The sequence below is a fragment of the Rhodococcus sp. CH91 genome (assembly GCF_022554085.1).
In the GTDB taxonomy this organism is placed as follows: Bacteria; Actinomycetota; Actinomycetes; order Mycobacteriales; family Mycobacteriaceae; genus Rhodococcus.
Genome location: NZ_JAKFYR010000003.1, coordinates 299,614 through 314,523 on the forward strand (window position 1 = coordinate 299,614; position 14,910 = coordinate 314,523).

Here is a 14,910-nt window from a genome sequence, read left to right on the forward strand (position 1 = left end):
CACGATGACCGCAACGCTCGAACGACCCGCCTTCACCGAGCGGTTATTCACCCGAGGGCTGCGGGACACCACGATCCGGTGGATCGTGATCGTCGCCGCGACCCTGATCGCCTTCCACTCCACCTGGCTGCAGCTGATCGACGAGATCCGCGCGAGTACCACGGGCGGCTACGTCCTGATCGTGCCGCCACTCGTCGCAGTGGTCGCGCTCGGCGTCACGCGCCGCCGGCGGAACGAGCTGCCCATCCACGACCGTCAGACCGACATCATCACGTCCGTCCTGCTGCTACTGATCGCCCTGGCGATCAAGGCATTGCTGATGCCGCGGTACGCGACGAACTATCAGGCCATGCACCTCGACGTGCTCGCCGCATGGGTGTTCGTGTGCGGCGCATGCGTCGCGCTGTTCGGCCTGCGAGTGACCGCCGCGTACTGGGAAGCATGGATGATGCTCTTCCTGAGCTCGCCGATCGTGTACCGGATCGTGCTCGTCGAACTCGGCGGGACGAAGTTCGTCGCAGGCGCGGTCACCCTCGTGCTGGCCGCCTCCGCGATCGGACTCGCGGTGCGGCGCAACCGATGGCGAGGGTTCAGGTACGGCACCGCGACCTTCGTGGTCGGTCTCGTCGTCCTCGTCGTGATCGACCGGCGGTGGCCGGACGCTCCCATCGCCGTGGATCAGTACGTTCCGGCGCTGGTGTCGACGGTGACGGTGGGCTCCGGTGCCTATCTGTGGACATTCCGCGGGCTCGCGCCTCGTACCCTGCCGCGGAATCCGGTGTCGGCATCCCAGGCTGCACGGGGAGCACTGTGTGTATCGGTGGCGGCGTTGCTTGCTGCGTTCGTGCCGCTACCCGATCAGCGGCTGACACCCGTGTCGGTGGGGCCGCCCTATTCGGGCAGCACCACTCAGATCGTCCCACCCGGCTGGGTGCAGTTGTCGTCCGTCGACTACGACTGGCCGCGGGCCTATTTCCGGCAGAACTCGGTGCTGCGCCGGCAGATGATCCGGGCGGAGGAACCGAACCCGGAATGGGATCGGCTCCTGCGTCCCCGCACCATCGCCGTGCAGACGCTGCAGGTTCGCCGGGTCGGCTCGTTCGCGGTCTACCCCTCCGAATCGATGTACGAGCTCGGCAAGTCGCGCGTGAGCCCGAAGGAATACGTCGATCTGGGCCGCGGCGTGACCGCCGAGTACTTCACCGTCGTGGACGACAAGCTGCTCCTGACCTGGAGCATGCTCAGCTTCGTGTGGACCCGGAGCGAGGACGTCGCGCAGCGGGTGAGCCTGCTGACCGTGGACAATCACGAATTCGACGCCCCGTTCCCTCAACCCGAGCCGAACACCGTCGCGAACGTCCGTACTCTCATGCGAGTGCTGTTGCGCGGCAACGGCACCGTCGAGGACACCGATCCCGAATTCAAGGACAGGTCCATGCTGATCGACGTCGGTCGCGAACTCGTGGAGGCACAATGGCAGGGAGCGTGAACGTCGGTTCGGGACACGACGTTCCCCCCGAGGGCACCGAGGAGTTCGCTGCCTACCGGGAGGCGGCGCTGCACGAGGCCGTGCACGGGCTCCGCGAGCGCAGTCCGGTCTCGTCCGCGTCCGTCGCGTTCGTGCCGTGGCAGAAATATCTCGGGTTCGCGCTCGCCGCGGGCTTCCTGATTTCTCTGGTCGTGGCCACCAGACCCACCCTGATCGTTTTCACCGTGCTGTGCACCGTGGGCTACATCGCCACCCTTGCCGACCGGTTGTTGCTGTTCACCCGAGGCATGGCACGCGACGCGCAGTTCATCGTCGACGACGAGGAAGCCCGCGCACTCACCGACGACCAGCTCCCGCCGTACACGGTGCTCGTGCCCGCCTACAACGAACCGGAAGTGGTCGGTGATCTGCTCGCCGCCATGGCCGCACTCGACTATCCGGCCGACAAACTCCAGGTGCTGCTGCTGCTCGAGGAGGACGACGCCGTCACGATCGAGGCGGCGGAGAAGGCCGGACTCGGGGAGAGCGTCGAGATCCTGCTCGTGCCGGCGGCCGACCCGAGGACGAAACCGAAGGCGTGCAATTACGGTCTGCACTTCACCACCGGGGAGATCGTCACGATCTTCGACGCCGAGGACCTTCCCGAGCCGTTGCAATTGCGGCGGGTCGTGGTCGTCTTCGATCGTCTCGGCGACGAGGTGGCATGTGTGCAGGCGAAACTTGCCTTCCACAACGGAACCCAGAATCTGCTGACCGGATGGTTCACAGCCGATTACGCACTCTGGTTCAACTTCGTCCTGCCCGGATTGATGCGGTCCCGGTCGCCCATTCCACTCGGTGGCACCTCCAACCACATCCGCCGGTCGGTCTTCGACGAGATCGGCGCGTGGGATCCGTACAACGTCACCGAGGACGCCGATCTCGGTGTCCGTATCGCCGAATCGGGCTACTCCACCGCGGTTCTCGACTCGACCACGCTCGAGGAGGCCAACAGTGATCCCATCAACTGGGTTCGGCAGCGCTCCCGTTGGTACAAGGGATATCTGCAGACCTGGCTCGTTCACATGCGCCGGCCCGTCCGGCTGTGGCAAGTGATCGGCACCGTCGGGATGCTGCGGTTCACGACCCTGCTCGCGGGAACACCGATCATCGCGTGCCTGAACATGGTGTTCTGGATGACGACCCTGTCCTGGCTGCTCGGACAGGCAGAGCTCATCGAGGAGATCTTCCCTTGGTACGCCTATTTTCCCGCGCTGGTCTCCCTCGTGTTCGGCAACGTCGCGGTGATCTACATGAACTTCGTCGCGTGTCGCGAGACCGGCCATGCGAATCTGTGGTGGCCGTGCCTGACCGTGCCGCTGTACTGGGTGCTCATGTCGATCGCGGCGATCAAGGGCACCTACCAGCTCGTGCGCAACCCCTCCTACTGGGAGAAGACATTCCACGGGTTGTCGTCGTGAGGGCGCGCAGCCGGTGGGTGTTCTGGTCCTCGTGCCTGATCTATCTGATGGTGGGTCTGTGGCTCGCCCTCGACGTGCAGTACTACCAAGGGGATTCGCTGAGCCGGGTGAGCGCGGCCCGGACGGTTCTGCTGAGCCGCGATCCGCATCTCGCCGCCATCGGATTCGTGTTCACCCCACTGACCGCACTCGTCCAGGTACCCCTCACCGGATTGTCGGCGTGGTTTCCCGGACTGACGGCCTATTCGGTGACGGCCGTGCTCATGTCCGCGCCGTTCATGGCCGGCGCCGCCGTGCAGATCCACAAGATCGCCTGCGATCGCGGATGCGCGCCGTGGTTCGTGTGGACGGTGACAGCGGTGTTCGCCCTGAACCCGATGATCGTCTACTACGGTGCGAACGGGATGAGTGAGGCGCCGTTCCTCTTCGCCCTGTGCTGGGCCACACGCCGGTTGATCCGGTGGTGCAGCACCGACGACATCCACGATCTCGCCCTCGCAGGTATCGCCCTCGGCATCGCGTATCTGGCACGCTACGACGCCCTGGCCGTCGGTGGTGCGGTGACGATACTCGTCGTCCTGCTCGTGCGGTACCGGTCCCGCCGCTACGCCCCGGGGCTGGGATGGCACCCGGCGATCATGGATGCGATCCTCGTCGCCGCTCCCCTGGCTCTGGCCTTCGTCGCGTTCGTCGCCACGAGCTGGCTCGTGACGGGCGAAGCATTCGCGCAGTTCACCTCGACCTACGGCAATGCGGCCATTCTCGAGCAGAGCGGTGGCGGGTCGTCGGGCGGGCTCGGCGCGATCGCGTTCTCGCTCGCCGAGATCGTCGTGCTCGGTCCTGCTCTGCCACTGCTGATCCCGGTGGTCGCGCTGCTCGCGTGGCGACGCCGTGATCTCGAGCCGCTCGTACCGTTCGTGGTCTTCGGCGCGGTACTCGGATTCGCGGCACTGTCCTACGCGCGCGGGATGACCTTCCCGTTCCTGCGGTTCTACATCTGTGCGGTTCCCCTGCTCGCGGTGTGGGTCGTACAACTGGCGCCGCGTCGCGGACGGTTCACGGCACGGCGTCCGGGACCACACGCCGTCCCCAGAACCGAGGACGCGAGGGGTGCCGCCCCGCTCGGTGCGACACTCATGGTGTGCAGCCTGCCCGTCACCTTCGTCGCGATGCTCTCCCCTACGCTGTCGCAGGAACAGCACGCGCTGCGCACCGTCCTGTTCCCGGACGACGACGATCCCTCCGACGTGCGTGAGCAACAGCGGCGGGTGATCGCCGCATTCTCCACCGAACGTCGCATCGCCGAGAATCTCGACGCGATGGACCTGCCTCCCGGCTCGGTCCTGATGGACACCGTCTACGGCTTCGCGATCTTCACCGCGACGGAACGACCCGAGACCTTCGTCATCCCGTCCGACGCCGACTTCACCAGCCTGCTCAACCGCCCCGCCGAGTCCGGGGTCCGGTACATCCTGTCGGTCCCCAACGAGGGACGGGGAACCTCGGATGCCGTCAACCGCCGCTATCCCACGATGTTCGAGACCGGAAGCGACATCGCCGTCCTCGAGCTCGAGATCCCCAACGACGGTGACAACCAACCGGACTGGAGGTTGTTCCGGGTCGTCGATTGATCCTCAGCCGATGCGGTGGTGCCGCCGGAGCACGTCGCGCACCGGGTCGCCGGGACCGATGTCGTAGGTGCACTCGTCCGGGCGCGGATCGGGGACGAACGACCACAGCAGTGCGCCGTCGGCACCGAGTTCGCGGTACCGCGTGAGGGTACGGTCGACGATCGCGGCCCGGTCGGTCGTCCCACGGCACGGGCCTGCCTCGACACCCAGTTCGGCGACGAGCACCGGCTTCGACAGCTGCGCGAGACGCTGCTCCAGGAACTGCGCGTCGTCGTAGTCGTGGTACTGCAGGACGTCGAGATGGTCCGCCTCCGCGACGGTCGCGAAATCGCCTCCGGCCGAACCGCATTGGTCACCGCCGATGGTGCCGACGGTGACGAGCCGGTCCGGATCGTGTTCCCGGACGATCGCGGCCGCCTCGCCGATCCAGTCGCGGAGCAGGCCCGCACCGCCAGGGGCGCACTCGCGCCGTTCGAGTGTGCACTCGTCGTCGGTGCAGGTCGCGGCTTCGGGCTCACCGATCAGCTCCCACATCGCCACGGACGGCGACGATCCCCAGCGTTCAACGGCTGTCGCGACCCAGTCGTCGTAGGCGAGGACGTGGCCGGGCAGCGGGTCGCGCCAACCGGAGACGTACCAGTCGGCCTGCTTGTATCCGCCCGCGTCGCAATCGCTGTCGTGTGGGGCGAGGACCGGGATCACGTACACCCGGTGCCGCTCGGCGGCGGCGAAGACCGCGTCGAGCGCCGAGAAGTCGAGGACGTCGCTCAGCCGGTGCACGGCGTGCGACTGGAAGGCATCGAAACGGACGATCGAGCGGGGCGGGAACGAGCCGAAGAACTCGTCGAGATCCACCTGGCCTCCACAACCACGGTTGACCTCCCATCGGGTGCCGAGCTGGTAGGCGTTGAGGCCCGCGGGCCACCACGGCCGGCCGTCCAGAAGAAGCCGGTCGCCGTCGGCGCGGACCGTGGGGAGCTCTTCGGGTGGCGACGGGCGCGATGAGGTGTCCTGCGCGCACGCCGCGAGCAGGAGCAGAGCAGCGATGCCGACCGCAGCGACGCGCACGTCCCGAGATTAGCCGAGTACCGGAGCTCAGAGAGTGTCGAGAAGCGGGATGATCATCCCCATGTCCTTGCTCTCCGTGTTGTGGACGAGGCCGACGAGGACCGACGTCAACGGGTCGGGACGTGCGACGACTTTGCCGAGGGTGGCGACGTCCCGGTCGAGGACGTCCGTCACCGCTGGACGCATCCACTCGTCCAGCCGCGACAGCATCTCGTCCTCGATTCCCCGCCGGACCGCCAGGGTCATCTGCCGGTAGACGGCCGCGAAGCATCCCCGCGGATCACCACGGGCAGCCGTGTCCGCGACGATTCCTTCGAGAATCCGCAGTACTTCGTCGATGTTCTTCGCATGCAGCGCCACGGCCCCTCCTCCTCGTGGATGAGGTCCATTGTGGCCCCGCATCGGGAGGGCGGAGGGAGTTACGAGACGTCAGCTCGGGCGGGTGTCGGGATGGCTGTGCACGAAGTTCAGGTACGCCTTCGACGGCGTGGGCCCGCGCTGACCCTGGTACTTCGATCCGACCTTCGCGCTGCCGTAGGGATGCTCCGCGGGGCTGGTCAGCCGGAACAGGCAGAGCTGACCGATCTTCATGCCCGGCCAGAGCGTGATCGGCAGATTCGCGACGTTGGACAGCTCGAGAGTGATGTGCCCGTCGAAACCCGGGTCGATGAAGCCGGCTGTCGAGTGTGTGAGCAGACCGAGACGGCCGAGCGACGACTTGCCTTCGAGACGACCCGCGAGATCGGCCGGCAGGGTGCACCGTTCCATCGTCGACCCGAGTACGAACTCACCGGGGTGCAGCACGAACGGCTCCCCGTCGGGCACCTGCACCAGCGAGGTCAGTTCGTCCTGCTGCTTCGCCGGATCGATATGGGTGTAGCGGGTGTTGTTGAAAACCCGGAACAGGCTGTCGAGCCTGACGTCCACACTCGAGGGCTGCACGAGTTCCGGATCGAACGGGTCGATGCCCAGATGCCCGGATTCGAGCTGGGCGCGGATGTCACGATCGGAGAGCAGCACGAGTAGAGGTTAACAACCTGGTCTTCCGCAGCTTTTATGTGGCCGAGTCGTGCCGGAGCTGGGCCGACATCGTGAGCAGCAGTTCGGTGCATTCGTCGACGACCTCGCCCCGGCTCAGCGGCACCGTGCCGTCGAGCCAGGCGGTGAGTGCCTGCGCGAGTCCGCCCACGACGTAATGCGCAGCCAGGTCGAGCCGGGGGCTGGGTGTGATGGCATAGATGTTCTCGGCCTGCGCGGTGACGAGACCGGCGAACATGCGGGACGAGTCGAGACGCCGCCTCGCGAGTTGCGGGTTGGCCTGACTGACGGAGAACAGCATGCGGCCCAGCCGGGGATCCTCGCCGATCTCCCGGACGATGTTCTCGACACATGCCCGCACGATGGCACGATCGTCACCGGCCGGTGCCGACGCCACGGCGGTCAGTGTGCTCTCGGCGATGCGCTGGACGACGTGGTCGTAGACGGCGCCGGTGAGCTCGTCGCGGTCGGCGAAGCTCTCGTAGAAGTAGCGCGAGGCCAGACCGGCACGCTTGCAGACGCCACGGACCGACAGCGTGGGTTCGCCGTCCGCTGCCCCGAGGAGGTCGAGACCGGCATCGATCAGCTGCGCTCGCCGATCCGCCTGTCGTTCCTCACCTGCGCGTCCACCGTAGAGCCGTCCCGTCGTCATACCCCCATCTTCGCAGCGTCCGGGTCTTTACGCGCCGAGGGTATCTGAGTACAGTCGTGGTCACTTTCGAAGCGAGGAGGAATCTTCCGATGACGACGACCGCCGACAAGCCCGTCGGCCTGGACGACACGATGGACGGGCTCGGCCTGGCTGCCGGCGCCGCGAACATCATCATGCAGTTGTCGTGGCCCGGCGTCGGCTACGGCGTCTACGAATCCCGCGTGGAGTCGGGCCGGTTGTTCGACCATCCGATCAAGCGCACCCGCACGACCCTCACCTACCTCGCGGTCGCGGCGCGCGGCACCGATGACGAGAAGCGCTTGTTCCGTCGCGGCGTGAACAAGGCCCACGCCCGGGTGCGCTCCACCGATTCGAGCCCCGTCGAGTACAACGCCATGGACCCGGAACTCCAGCTGTGGGTCGCGGCGTGCATCTACCGCGGCTTCGAGGACGTACACCGTGCGCTGTACGGGCCGATGCCCGACGACGCGATCGAGTACTTCTACCGCAACGGCGCAACATTCGGGACGACACTGCAGGTGCCGCAGGAGATGTGGCCGACGGACCGTGCGGCCTTCGAGCAGTACTGGAACGACAATCTCCACAAGGTGAAGATCGACGACACGATTCGCGAGCACCTGCTGTCGATCGCGCGCATCGAATTCCTGCCCCAGCCCGTCCCGGCCCTGTTCGGCCGACTCAACCTGTTCTTCACCGCCGGCTTCCTGCCCCCGCTGTTCCGCGAGCAGATGCTGCTGCCCTGGACGCCCCGCGACCAGCGCCGCTTCGATCGCCTCATGAGGGTTCTGGGCACCGTGAACAAGCGCCTGCCGGTCGCGGTGCGGGAACTGCCCTATCGCGTCCTTCTCGCCGACATGCGGTGGCGGATCCGCACGGGTCGCTCACTCGTCTAGGGGTGCCGCGGTCGACGCGGAGAGTCTGCTAAAGTTTGCTCCGAAGCTCGGGCCGAGCCGGTGAGAATCGGCAAAAGCCCAGCGTGCCGATGTAGTTCAATGGTAGAACATCAGCTTCCCAAGCTGAATACGCGGGTTCGATTCCCGTCATCGGCTCCACGACAAGCGGGTCACCAGCGGCCTGCCCGTCCACATCGGTGCCCACCTCCAGCGCCGACTGGGATTGCGTCCCGTCGAGGAGTGCCGTCCGGTCACCGACGAAGAACGGGCCGAACTCGAAGAGCACTTCGACAAACACAGCTCGAACTCGAATCATGCAGGCGTCCCTACGCCACACCCTGCAACCACGAACACCCCTGCCTCACTTCGAGCTTCTTGCGCAGAAAGCAACGAGGCGAATCGGGCGCCCGTTCGGATCACCGTTCTCGGGACACCGACACCGCGAGGAATCGGAACCTGACCGGATCGACGCTGCAGATCTGCAGTGACAGCGTCCACCTTGTGGGCACAGTCCAGGTCATCGGCAGCAGTTCGGGTCCAGGACCGTGCGCAACGCGTCGAGGGCCTCGGTGCGGGCGCGGTGATAGACGTTCATCCCCCGGCGCTCCGATTCGACCATGCCGGCCTTGCGCAGCTGCCCGAGATGGTGGCTGACGGTGGATTCGGCCAGATCGACGCCGGAAGCGAGATCGCACGTGCACACCGCACCGTCGGCATGGGTGAGCAGGATCGACATGAGCTTGATCCGGACCGGATCCGCCAGGGCCTTCAGGCGCAGCGCGAGCCCGAGAGCCGCGTCGTCACTCATCGGTGCGGCCGAGACCGGCTCGCAGCAGATAGGGGCACTGACGTCGATCACGGGCAGGGCTTTCGGCATGATCCCAGCCTACCGACTTCCTTGACATATATCGAAAGGTGTCGCACCCTGAACGCGTCCAGTAATTCGATATATGCCACATAGGTGGAGGCTGTCATGTCACGCGTACAACTTGCCCTCAACGTCGACGACCTGCAGGAAGCGGTCACGTTCTACACGAAGCTGTTCGGCACCGAGCCGGCCAAGCTCGAGCCCGGTTACGCGAACTTCGCGATCGCCGAACCACCGCTGAAGCTGGTCCTGCTCGAGAACCCCGGCAAGGGCGGCACCATCAACCACCTCGGCGTGGAGGTCGAAGCGAGCGAGAAGGTGCACGCCGAGATCGCTCGCCTGACCGGCGAAGGGCTGTTCACCGATGAGGAGATCGGTACCACCTGCTGCTTCGCCACCCAGGACAAGGTGTGGGTCACCGGTCCGGCCGGAGAGAAGTGGGAGGTCTACACCGTCCTCGCCGACTCGGAAACCTTCGGCTCGAGCCCGCAGCACCTCGACGACCCCGCCGCTGCCGAGGGCGGCATCTGTTGCGGCACCGCCGCGGCGGCCGGCACCGAGGATCCAGCACCGGACTCGGCCGAGGCGTCGTGCTGCTGAACACGACCGGTGGGCAGACCGCCACCCGAAACGGCCTGCCCACCGATCAGTGGACCGAGCCGATCGTGAGCTCGGCGATCAACGCTTCGACCTTGGCGCGGATCTCGTCCCGAATCGGGCGCACCGCCTCGAGGCCCTGGCCGGCAGGGTCGTCGAGCACCCAGTCACGATAGGACTTGCCGGGGAACACCGGGCAGGTGTCCCCGCAGCCCATCGTGATCACCACATCCGATGCCTGCACCGCCTCGGCGGTGAGGATCTTCGGATTCTCGGTCGAGATGTCGATGCCGACCTCGGCCATCGCCGCGACCGCGGCCGGGTTCACCCGTTCGGCCGGAGCACTGCCGGCCGAACGCACCTCGATCCGGTCCCCAGCGAGAGCGGTGAGGAACCCGGCGGCCATCTGCGAGCGACCTGCGTTGTGGACACAGACGAACAACACACTCGGAGTGCCCACGGTTCAGACCTCTCTCGATGCAGGTATGTGCGCCGACTCGCGACGGGCGAAACGAGTGCGCAGGGCGAGCGAGACATACACCAGCGCAACAAGAACGGGAACCTCGATGAGCGGTCCGACCACCCCCGCCAGAGCCTGACCGGAAGTCACCCCGAAGGTGCCGATCGCTACCGCAATCGCGAGCTCGAAGTTGTTACCTGCCGCCGTGAACGCGAGCGTGGTGGTGCGTTCGTAGCCGAGACCGATCGCGGCACCGAACAGATAACCGCCGCCCCACATGATCGCGAAGTACGCCAGCAACGGCAGCGCGATCCGCACCACGTCCAGGGGCCGGGAGGTGATCTGCTCGCCCTGCAACGCGAACAGGATCACGATGGTGAACAGAAGCCCGTACAGGGCCAACGGCCCGATCTTCCGCAGGAAGGTGTCCTCGTACCAGGTGCGACCCTTGGCTTTCTCACCGAAGTGCCGGGTGAGGAACCCTGCGATCAGGGGAATGCCGAGGAAGATCAACACCGATTTCGCGATCTGCCACGGCGACACGTCCAGGGTGGCCTGCTCGAGACCCAGCCAGCCGGGGAGCACCGACAGGTAGAACCAGCCGAGCACGGCGAACATGATCACCTGGAAGACCGAGTTGATCGCCACCAGCACCGCGGCCGCTTCCCGGTCCCCACAGGCGAGGTCGTTCCAGATGATCACCATGGCGATGCACCGCGCCAGACCCACGATGATCAACCCGGTCCGGTACTCCGGTAGATCCGGCAGCATCAGCCAGGCCAGCGCGAACATCAACGCAGGCCCGAGAATCCAGTTGAGGATCAGCGACGAGACCAACAGCGAGCGATCGCCGGTGACGGTGTCGAGACGGTCGTAGCGCACCTTCGCCAGCACCGGATACATCATGATCAGCAAACCGAGAGCGATCGGCAACGAGATGCCGTCGATCTCGATGAAGCTCAACGCTTCACCGAGTCCGGGGATCATGCGGCCGAGCAGCAGGCCCACGACGATGGCGGCGCCTATCCACACGGCCAGATACCGGTCGAGGGTCGACATCTTCCCGACGACAGTCGGGTGTTCGGTGTTCGTCGTGGTCATCGCGTCGCCTCGACCGCATCGTCGACCACAGCGCAGTCCGAACCCGGCAGGACCCCGACCTCGGCGGAGAGCACGGCTGACAACTGCGCCAAGGCCGACGGGACCACCCGGTAGTACACCCAGGTGCCGCGGCGCTCACACTCGAGCAGACCGGCATCGCGCAGCACCTTCAGGTGATGCGAGATCGTCGGCTGCGACAGATCGAACGAACCGGAGATGTCGCACACGCAGGCCTCACCGCCCACATGGGAGGCGATCAGCGACAGCAGGCGTAGGCGCACCGGATCACCCAACCCTTTGAACATCCGGGCCAGGCCACCGGCCCAGTCCTCGGTCAGCGGCTCGCGCGCCAGCGGCGGGCAGCACGCACCACCGTCAACCCGATTCTGATTCGACATACATCTATATTGACAGATATCTATGCAGTGGCCGAAGTCCGGTCGGTCCAGCACTGCGAGTCGGTTTTCACTGCGCAGCCACTGTCCACTCCCCTCTTCCGTCTCGTCGACCAGGGCGAGGAGCAGAAAGGCGAGTGAGAACCCGGAATCTCACCGGCACCGATCCGGACGGCCCTCGAGGTACGAGCAGGCGGTGTCGAGAAGCTCGGGGAGCGGCAGGGTGCCGTCCAGGACGACGCCGTGCTCGTCGGGTCCGAGCGGTTCGAGTGCGTCGAACTGCGAGGCCACCAGCTCTTCGGAGAAGAAATGGTCAGCGCGTGTGAGAACCCTGAAGTTCACGACCTCCCGGGGCACATCCAGATGCAGGAACACGACCGGGGCGGCGGCACGCAGGATGTCTCGATACGACCGTTTCAGTGCCGAGCACGCAACCACCGGCGTCTCGGCGCTGTCGGCAGCGGCCGCCGCGACCGCACGCAGCCACGGCTCACGATCCCGGTCGTCGAGCGCCCGACCGGAGCGCATCTTCTCGATCGACGCCTCGCTGTGATAATCGTCCGCGTCGATGAAGACGCCGCCGATCCCGCCGGCAAGCAGCCGCGCGAATGTCGTTTTCCCACATCCACCTACGCCCATCACCACAACGGTCATGCAACATCGTAGCGAGCGGGAGGTTGTTGCCGCCTTCGTTCGGCCACGCGGTCAGAACTCGAACACCACCCGAGCGGGCACGGCTCCGCTCAGCACGTCGCTGATCGACTCGTTCACCCTTTCCAAGGGGCGTGTCTCGGCGATGACCTGGGTACGTCCGGCTGCGTGCAGCACGAAGACGTCCGCCAGGTCGTTGCGTGTGCCCACGATCGATCCGATGACGGATTTTCCGCCGAGCACCGTATCGAAGATCGGTACCGGCAGCGACGCGTCGCCGGCAGGTAGCGCGACGCAGACGAGTCGCCCGCCGCGACGCAGGGAGGCGTATGCCTGTTCGAAGGATGCGGCAGAGGCCACCAGAGCAAGGGCCACATCCGCTCCCCCGAGTCGGGCGATCGCCTCCACCGGGTCCTCTGTCTTGGCGTTGACGACGTGGTCTGCGCCGAGACGCCGCGCCATCTCGAGCTTGTCGTCGGCGACGTCGACAGCGATCACGAAACCGCCCGCGATGCGGGCGTACTGCACCGCCAGGTGCCCGAGCCCACCGATGCCGAAGACCGCGACGGTCTGGGCCGGACGCACCTGCGCCACCTGCACCGCCTTGTAGGTGGTCACCCCAGCACATGTCAGCGGACCCGCGTCCACGGACGACACGCTGTCGGGGACAGGCGTTGCGAAAGCAGCGGGAAGAACGGCGTACTCACCGAAGCTGCCGTCGACGGAGTACCCGGAGTTGCGCTGGTTCTCGCACAGCGTCTCCCAGCCGGAGATGCAGTACCGGCACGCACCGCACGCATATCCCAGCCAGGCGATGGCGACCCGCTCACCCAGCGTTCGGCCGGTCACCTCCGGTCCCATCGCCTCGATACGGCCGATACCCTCGTGACCGGGCACGAAGGGTGGCGACGGTTTGACCGGCCAATCCCCGTGTGCGGCGTGGATATCGGTGTGGCACAGTCCGCTGACCTCCATCTTCACCAGCACGTCGGTGGGCCCGGGTTCGGGGACGGGCAGATCCTGGATTTCGAGAGGGACCGTGAAGTCGGTGACGACTGCTGCTTTCATCCCAGTTCTCCTGTGGTGGACGTGCCCGCACATCCGCGAGCCGGTCGGTCCTCTAATGGTGGAACAGCACCGGCTGACCTTCACGAGGTACGGGAGCCTCGAGCCGGTCGAGGAAATCCACTTCCGTCCTGATCGCGGCCAGCAAGGCGCTAGCGAGGTCGTGGCTCAACCCGTTGCGCACCACGATTCGCTGCACGGTGATGTCGGTCAGGTCGTCGGGCAAGGGATAGGCGGGTACCAGCCAGCCTTTCATCCGCAATCTGTCCGACAGGTCGTAGAGATTCCATTTGTCGGTATAGCCCTTTTTCAGCATCCATGCGAAGACCGGAATATCGGCGCCGTCGTTCCACAATTCGAAAGCCGGCATCTTCGCCAGTTCATGCGCGAGGTACCGGGCGACCGCCAGCGACTCCTCCTGGACCCGCTTGTACCCGTCGAATCCCAACCGCAGGAACATGTAGTACTGCAACAGCACCTGAGCGCCGGGACGCGAGAAGTTGAGCGCGAAGGTGGGCATGTTGCCACCGAGATAGCTGACGTAGAAGACCAGTTCGTCGGGCAGTGCGTCCTTGTCGCGCCAGACCACCCAGCCCACGCCGGGATAGACGAGACCGTACTTGTGGCCGGAGGTACTGATCGATGCGACCCGGTCGAGCCGGAAGTCCCACACCAGATCCGGCTGACAGAACGGCGCGATCATCGCTCCGGACGCGCCGTCGACATGGATCGGGACGTCGACGCCGGTCTCCTCGGCGATCCGGTCCAGTGCCGCCCCGATGTCGGCGACGGGTTCGTACGCACCGGTATAGGTGACACCCATGATGGCGACGACACCGATGGTGTTCTCGTCCACATACTTGTCGAGGTCGTGCCCGTCCAGTGTTCTGTGCTCGAGGGTGATGGGCACATATCTCGCCTCGACTTCGAAATAATTGCAGAACTTCTCCCAGCACACCTGCACAGCGCTCGAGAGCACGATGTTCGGCGCCTCCGTGGACTTGCCTTCGGAACGCCGGCGCTTCTGCCAGCGCCGCTTGAGGGCGAGACCACCGAGCATGCAGGCCTCGGAGGAACCGATCGTGGAGGTCCCGATGGCACGACGGGAATCGGGAGCGTTCCACAAGTCGGCGAGCATTGTCCAGCAACGTGTTTCGATCGCCGCGGTCTGCGGATATTCGTCCTTGTCGATCATGTTCTTGTCGGCCGCCTCGGTGTAGAGACGAACGGCCTGGTCGTCCATCCACGTACCGACGAAGGTGGCGAGATTCAGGCGTGAGTTGCCGTCGAGCATCGCTTCGTCGTGCACGATCTGATACGCGGTGTCGGGAAACGATTCCGACTTCGGCAGCCGTGATTTCGGAAGGTCGGTGGCCTCCCCCGGACGCTCGAAGATCGGATTGACCGACACCGAGTCACTGGTGCCGACACCGCGGCCGCGGAATTCGGTGGGATCGATCGGTTCGGGCATGGCTCCCCCTCGGAAGGCGGATCGGACAGCGGTCGTGCACAGAAACGGTG

At 65.8% G+C, this 14,910-nt stretch carries 16 protein-coding genes and 1 tRNA gene; 6 read left to right on the plus strand and 11 right to left on the minus strand.

Annotation, left to right across the window (positions count from 1 at the left end; all coding sequences use genetic code 11):
* Positions 1-4: 4 nt before the first annotated feature.
* Genes MOM01_RS08065 through MOM01_RS08075 form a run of 3 tightly spaced genes read left to right on the plus strand, consistent with a single transcriptional unit; the run spans position 5 to position 4,580 of the window.
* A complete protein-coding gene (locus MOM01_RS08065) occupies positions 5-1,489 on the plus strand; it encodes an archaeosortase/exosortase family protein (RefSeq protein ID WP_241384886.1) in 1,485 nt (494 codons plus the stop codon).
* The gene (locus MOM01_RS08070) at positions 1,474-2,949 is read left to right on the plus strand and encodes a glycosyltransferase (RefSeq protein ID WP_241384887.1); all 1,476 of its coding nucleotides are present in this window, start codon (positions 1,474-1,476) and stop codon (positions 2,947-2,949) included. The genes MOM01_RS08065 and MOM01_RS08070 overlap by 16 nt, the downstream gene beginning before the upstream one ends.
* Complete coding sequence (locus MOM01_RS08075; protein WP_241384888.1) at positions 2,946-4,580, plus strand: ArnT family glycosyltransferase; 1,635 nt, start codon at positions 2,946-2,948, stop codon at positions 4,578-4,580. The genes MOM01_RS08070 and MOM01_RS08075 overlap by 4 nt, the downstream gene beginning before the upstream one ends.
* 3 nt (positions 4,581-4,583) lie before the next feature.
* On the opposite strand, the gene MOM01_RS08080 is transcribed toward MOM01_RS08075, so the two are convergent.
* The 4 genes from MOM01_RS08080 to MOM01_RS08095 all read right to left on the minus strand — a co-directional run bounded on the left by MOM01_RS08080 (position 4,584) and on the right by MOM01_RS08095 (position 7,338).
* A complete protein-coding gene (locus MOM01_RS08080; RefSeq protein ID WP_241384889.1) occupies positions 4,584-5,648 on the minus strand; it encodes a beta-mannosidase in 1,065 nt (354 codons plus the stop codon).
* Between the two features lie 27 nt (positions 5,649-5,675).
* Positions 5,676-6,008, minus strand: a complete 333-nt coding sequence (locus MOM01_RS08085) for a DUF5995 family protein (protein WP_241384890.1) — start codon at positions 6,006-6,008, stop codon at positions 5,676-5,678.
* 69 nt (positions 6,009-6,077) lie between these two features.
* Positions 6,078-6,668, minus strand: a complete 591-nt coding sequence (gene dcd / locus MOM01_RS08090) for a dCTP deaminase (RefSeq protein ID WP_241384891.1) — start codon at positions 6,666-6,668, stop codon at positions 6,078-6,080.
* 34 nt (positions 6,669-6,702) lie between these two features.
* The gene (locus tag MOM01_RS08095; protein WP_241384892.1) at positions 6,703-7,338 is read right to left on the minus strand and encodes a TetR/AcrR family transcriptional regulator; all 636 of its coding nucleotides are present in this window, start codon (positions 7,336-7,338) and stop codon (positions 6,703-6,705) included.
* Between the two features lie 89 nt (positions 7,339-7,427).
* On the opposite strand from MOM01_RS08095, the gene MOM01_RS08100 reads away from it, so the two are divergent.
* Positions 7,428-8,252 (plus strand): oxygenase MpaB family protein, encoded by an 825-nt coding sequence (locus MOM01_RS08100; protein ID WP_241384893.1) that lies wholly within the window; start codon positions 7,428-7,430, stop codon positions 8,250-8,252.
* Positions 8,253-8,337: 85 nt separating this feature from the next.
* Positions 8,338-8,411, plus strand: a tRNA-Gly gene (locus MOM01_RS08105).
* Between the two features lie 358 nt (positions 8,412-8,769).
* Here the strand turns inward: MOM01_RS08105 and MOM01_RS08110 are convergent.
* Positions 8,770-9,129 (minus strand): Rv2640c family ArsR-like transcriptional regulator, encoded by a 360-nt coding sequence (locus MOM01_RS08110; protein ID WP_241384894.1) that lies wholly within the window; start codon positions 9,127-9,129, stop codon positions 8,770-8,772.
* 96 nt (positions 9,130-9,225) lie between these two features.
* On the opposite strand from MOM01_RS08110, the gene MOM01_RS08115 reads away from it, so the two are divergent.
* A complete protein-coding gene (locus MOM01_RS08115) occupies positions 9,226-9,720 on the plus strand; it encodes an ArsI/CadI family heavy metal resistance metalloenzyme (RefSeq protein ID WP_241384895.1) in 495 nt (164 codons plus the stop codon).
* 46 nt (positions 9,721-9,766) lie between these two features.
* Here the strand turns inward: MOM01_RS08115 and MOM01_RS08120 are convergent, their stop codons facing one another.
* The 6 genes from MOM01_RS08120 to MOM01_RS08145 all read right to left on the minus strand — a co-directional run bounded on the left by MOM01_RS08120 (position 9,767) and on the right by MOM01_RS08145 (position 14,860).
* Positions 9,767-10,177: an arsenate reductase ArsC gene (locus MOM01_RS08120; RefSeq protein WP_308196971.1), complete on the minus strand. Its 411-nt coding sequence runs from the start codon at positions 10,175-10,177 to the stop codon at positions 9,767-9,769.
* 3 nt (positions 10,178-10,180) lie between these two features.
* Positions 10,181-11,278 (minus strand): ACR3 family arsenite efflux transporter, encoded by a 1,098-nt coding sequence (gene arsB / locus MOM01_RS08125; protein WP_241384896.1) that lies wholly within the window; start codon positions 11,276-11,278, stop codon positions 10,181-10,183.
* Positions 11,275-11,676: an ArsR/SmtB family transcription factor gene (locus MOM01_RS08130; RefSeq protein ID WP_241384897.1), complete on the minus strand. Its 402-nt coding sequence runs from the start codon at positions 11,674-11,676 to the stop codon at positions 11,275-11,277. The genes arsB and MOM01_RS08130 overlap by 4 nt, the downstream gene beginning before the upstream one ends.
* 150 nt (positions 11,677-11,826) lie before the next feature.
* Entirely contained in the window at positions 11,827-12,327 is a 501-nt protein-coding gene (locus MOM01_RS08135) for a gluconokinase (RefSeq protein WP_241384898.1), read from the minus strand.
* A 51-nt stretch (positions 12,328-12,378) separates the two neighbouring features.
* Complete coding sequence (locus MOM01_RS08140) at positions 12,379-13,392, minus strand: zinc-dependent alcohol dehydrogenase (RefSeq protein WP_241384899.1); 1,014 nt, start codon at positions 13,390-13,392, stop codon at positions 12,379-12,381.
* A 52-nt stretch (positions 13,393-13,444) separates the two neighbouring features.
* Positions 13,445-14,860, minus strand: coding sequence for a glutamate decarboxylase (locus tag MOM01_RS08145; RefSeq protein ID WP_241384900.1), 1,416 nt, complete (start codon positions 14,858-14,860; stop codon positions 13,445-13,447).
* Positions 14,861-14,910: the final 50 nt, after the last annotated feature.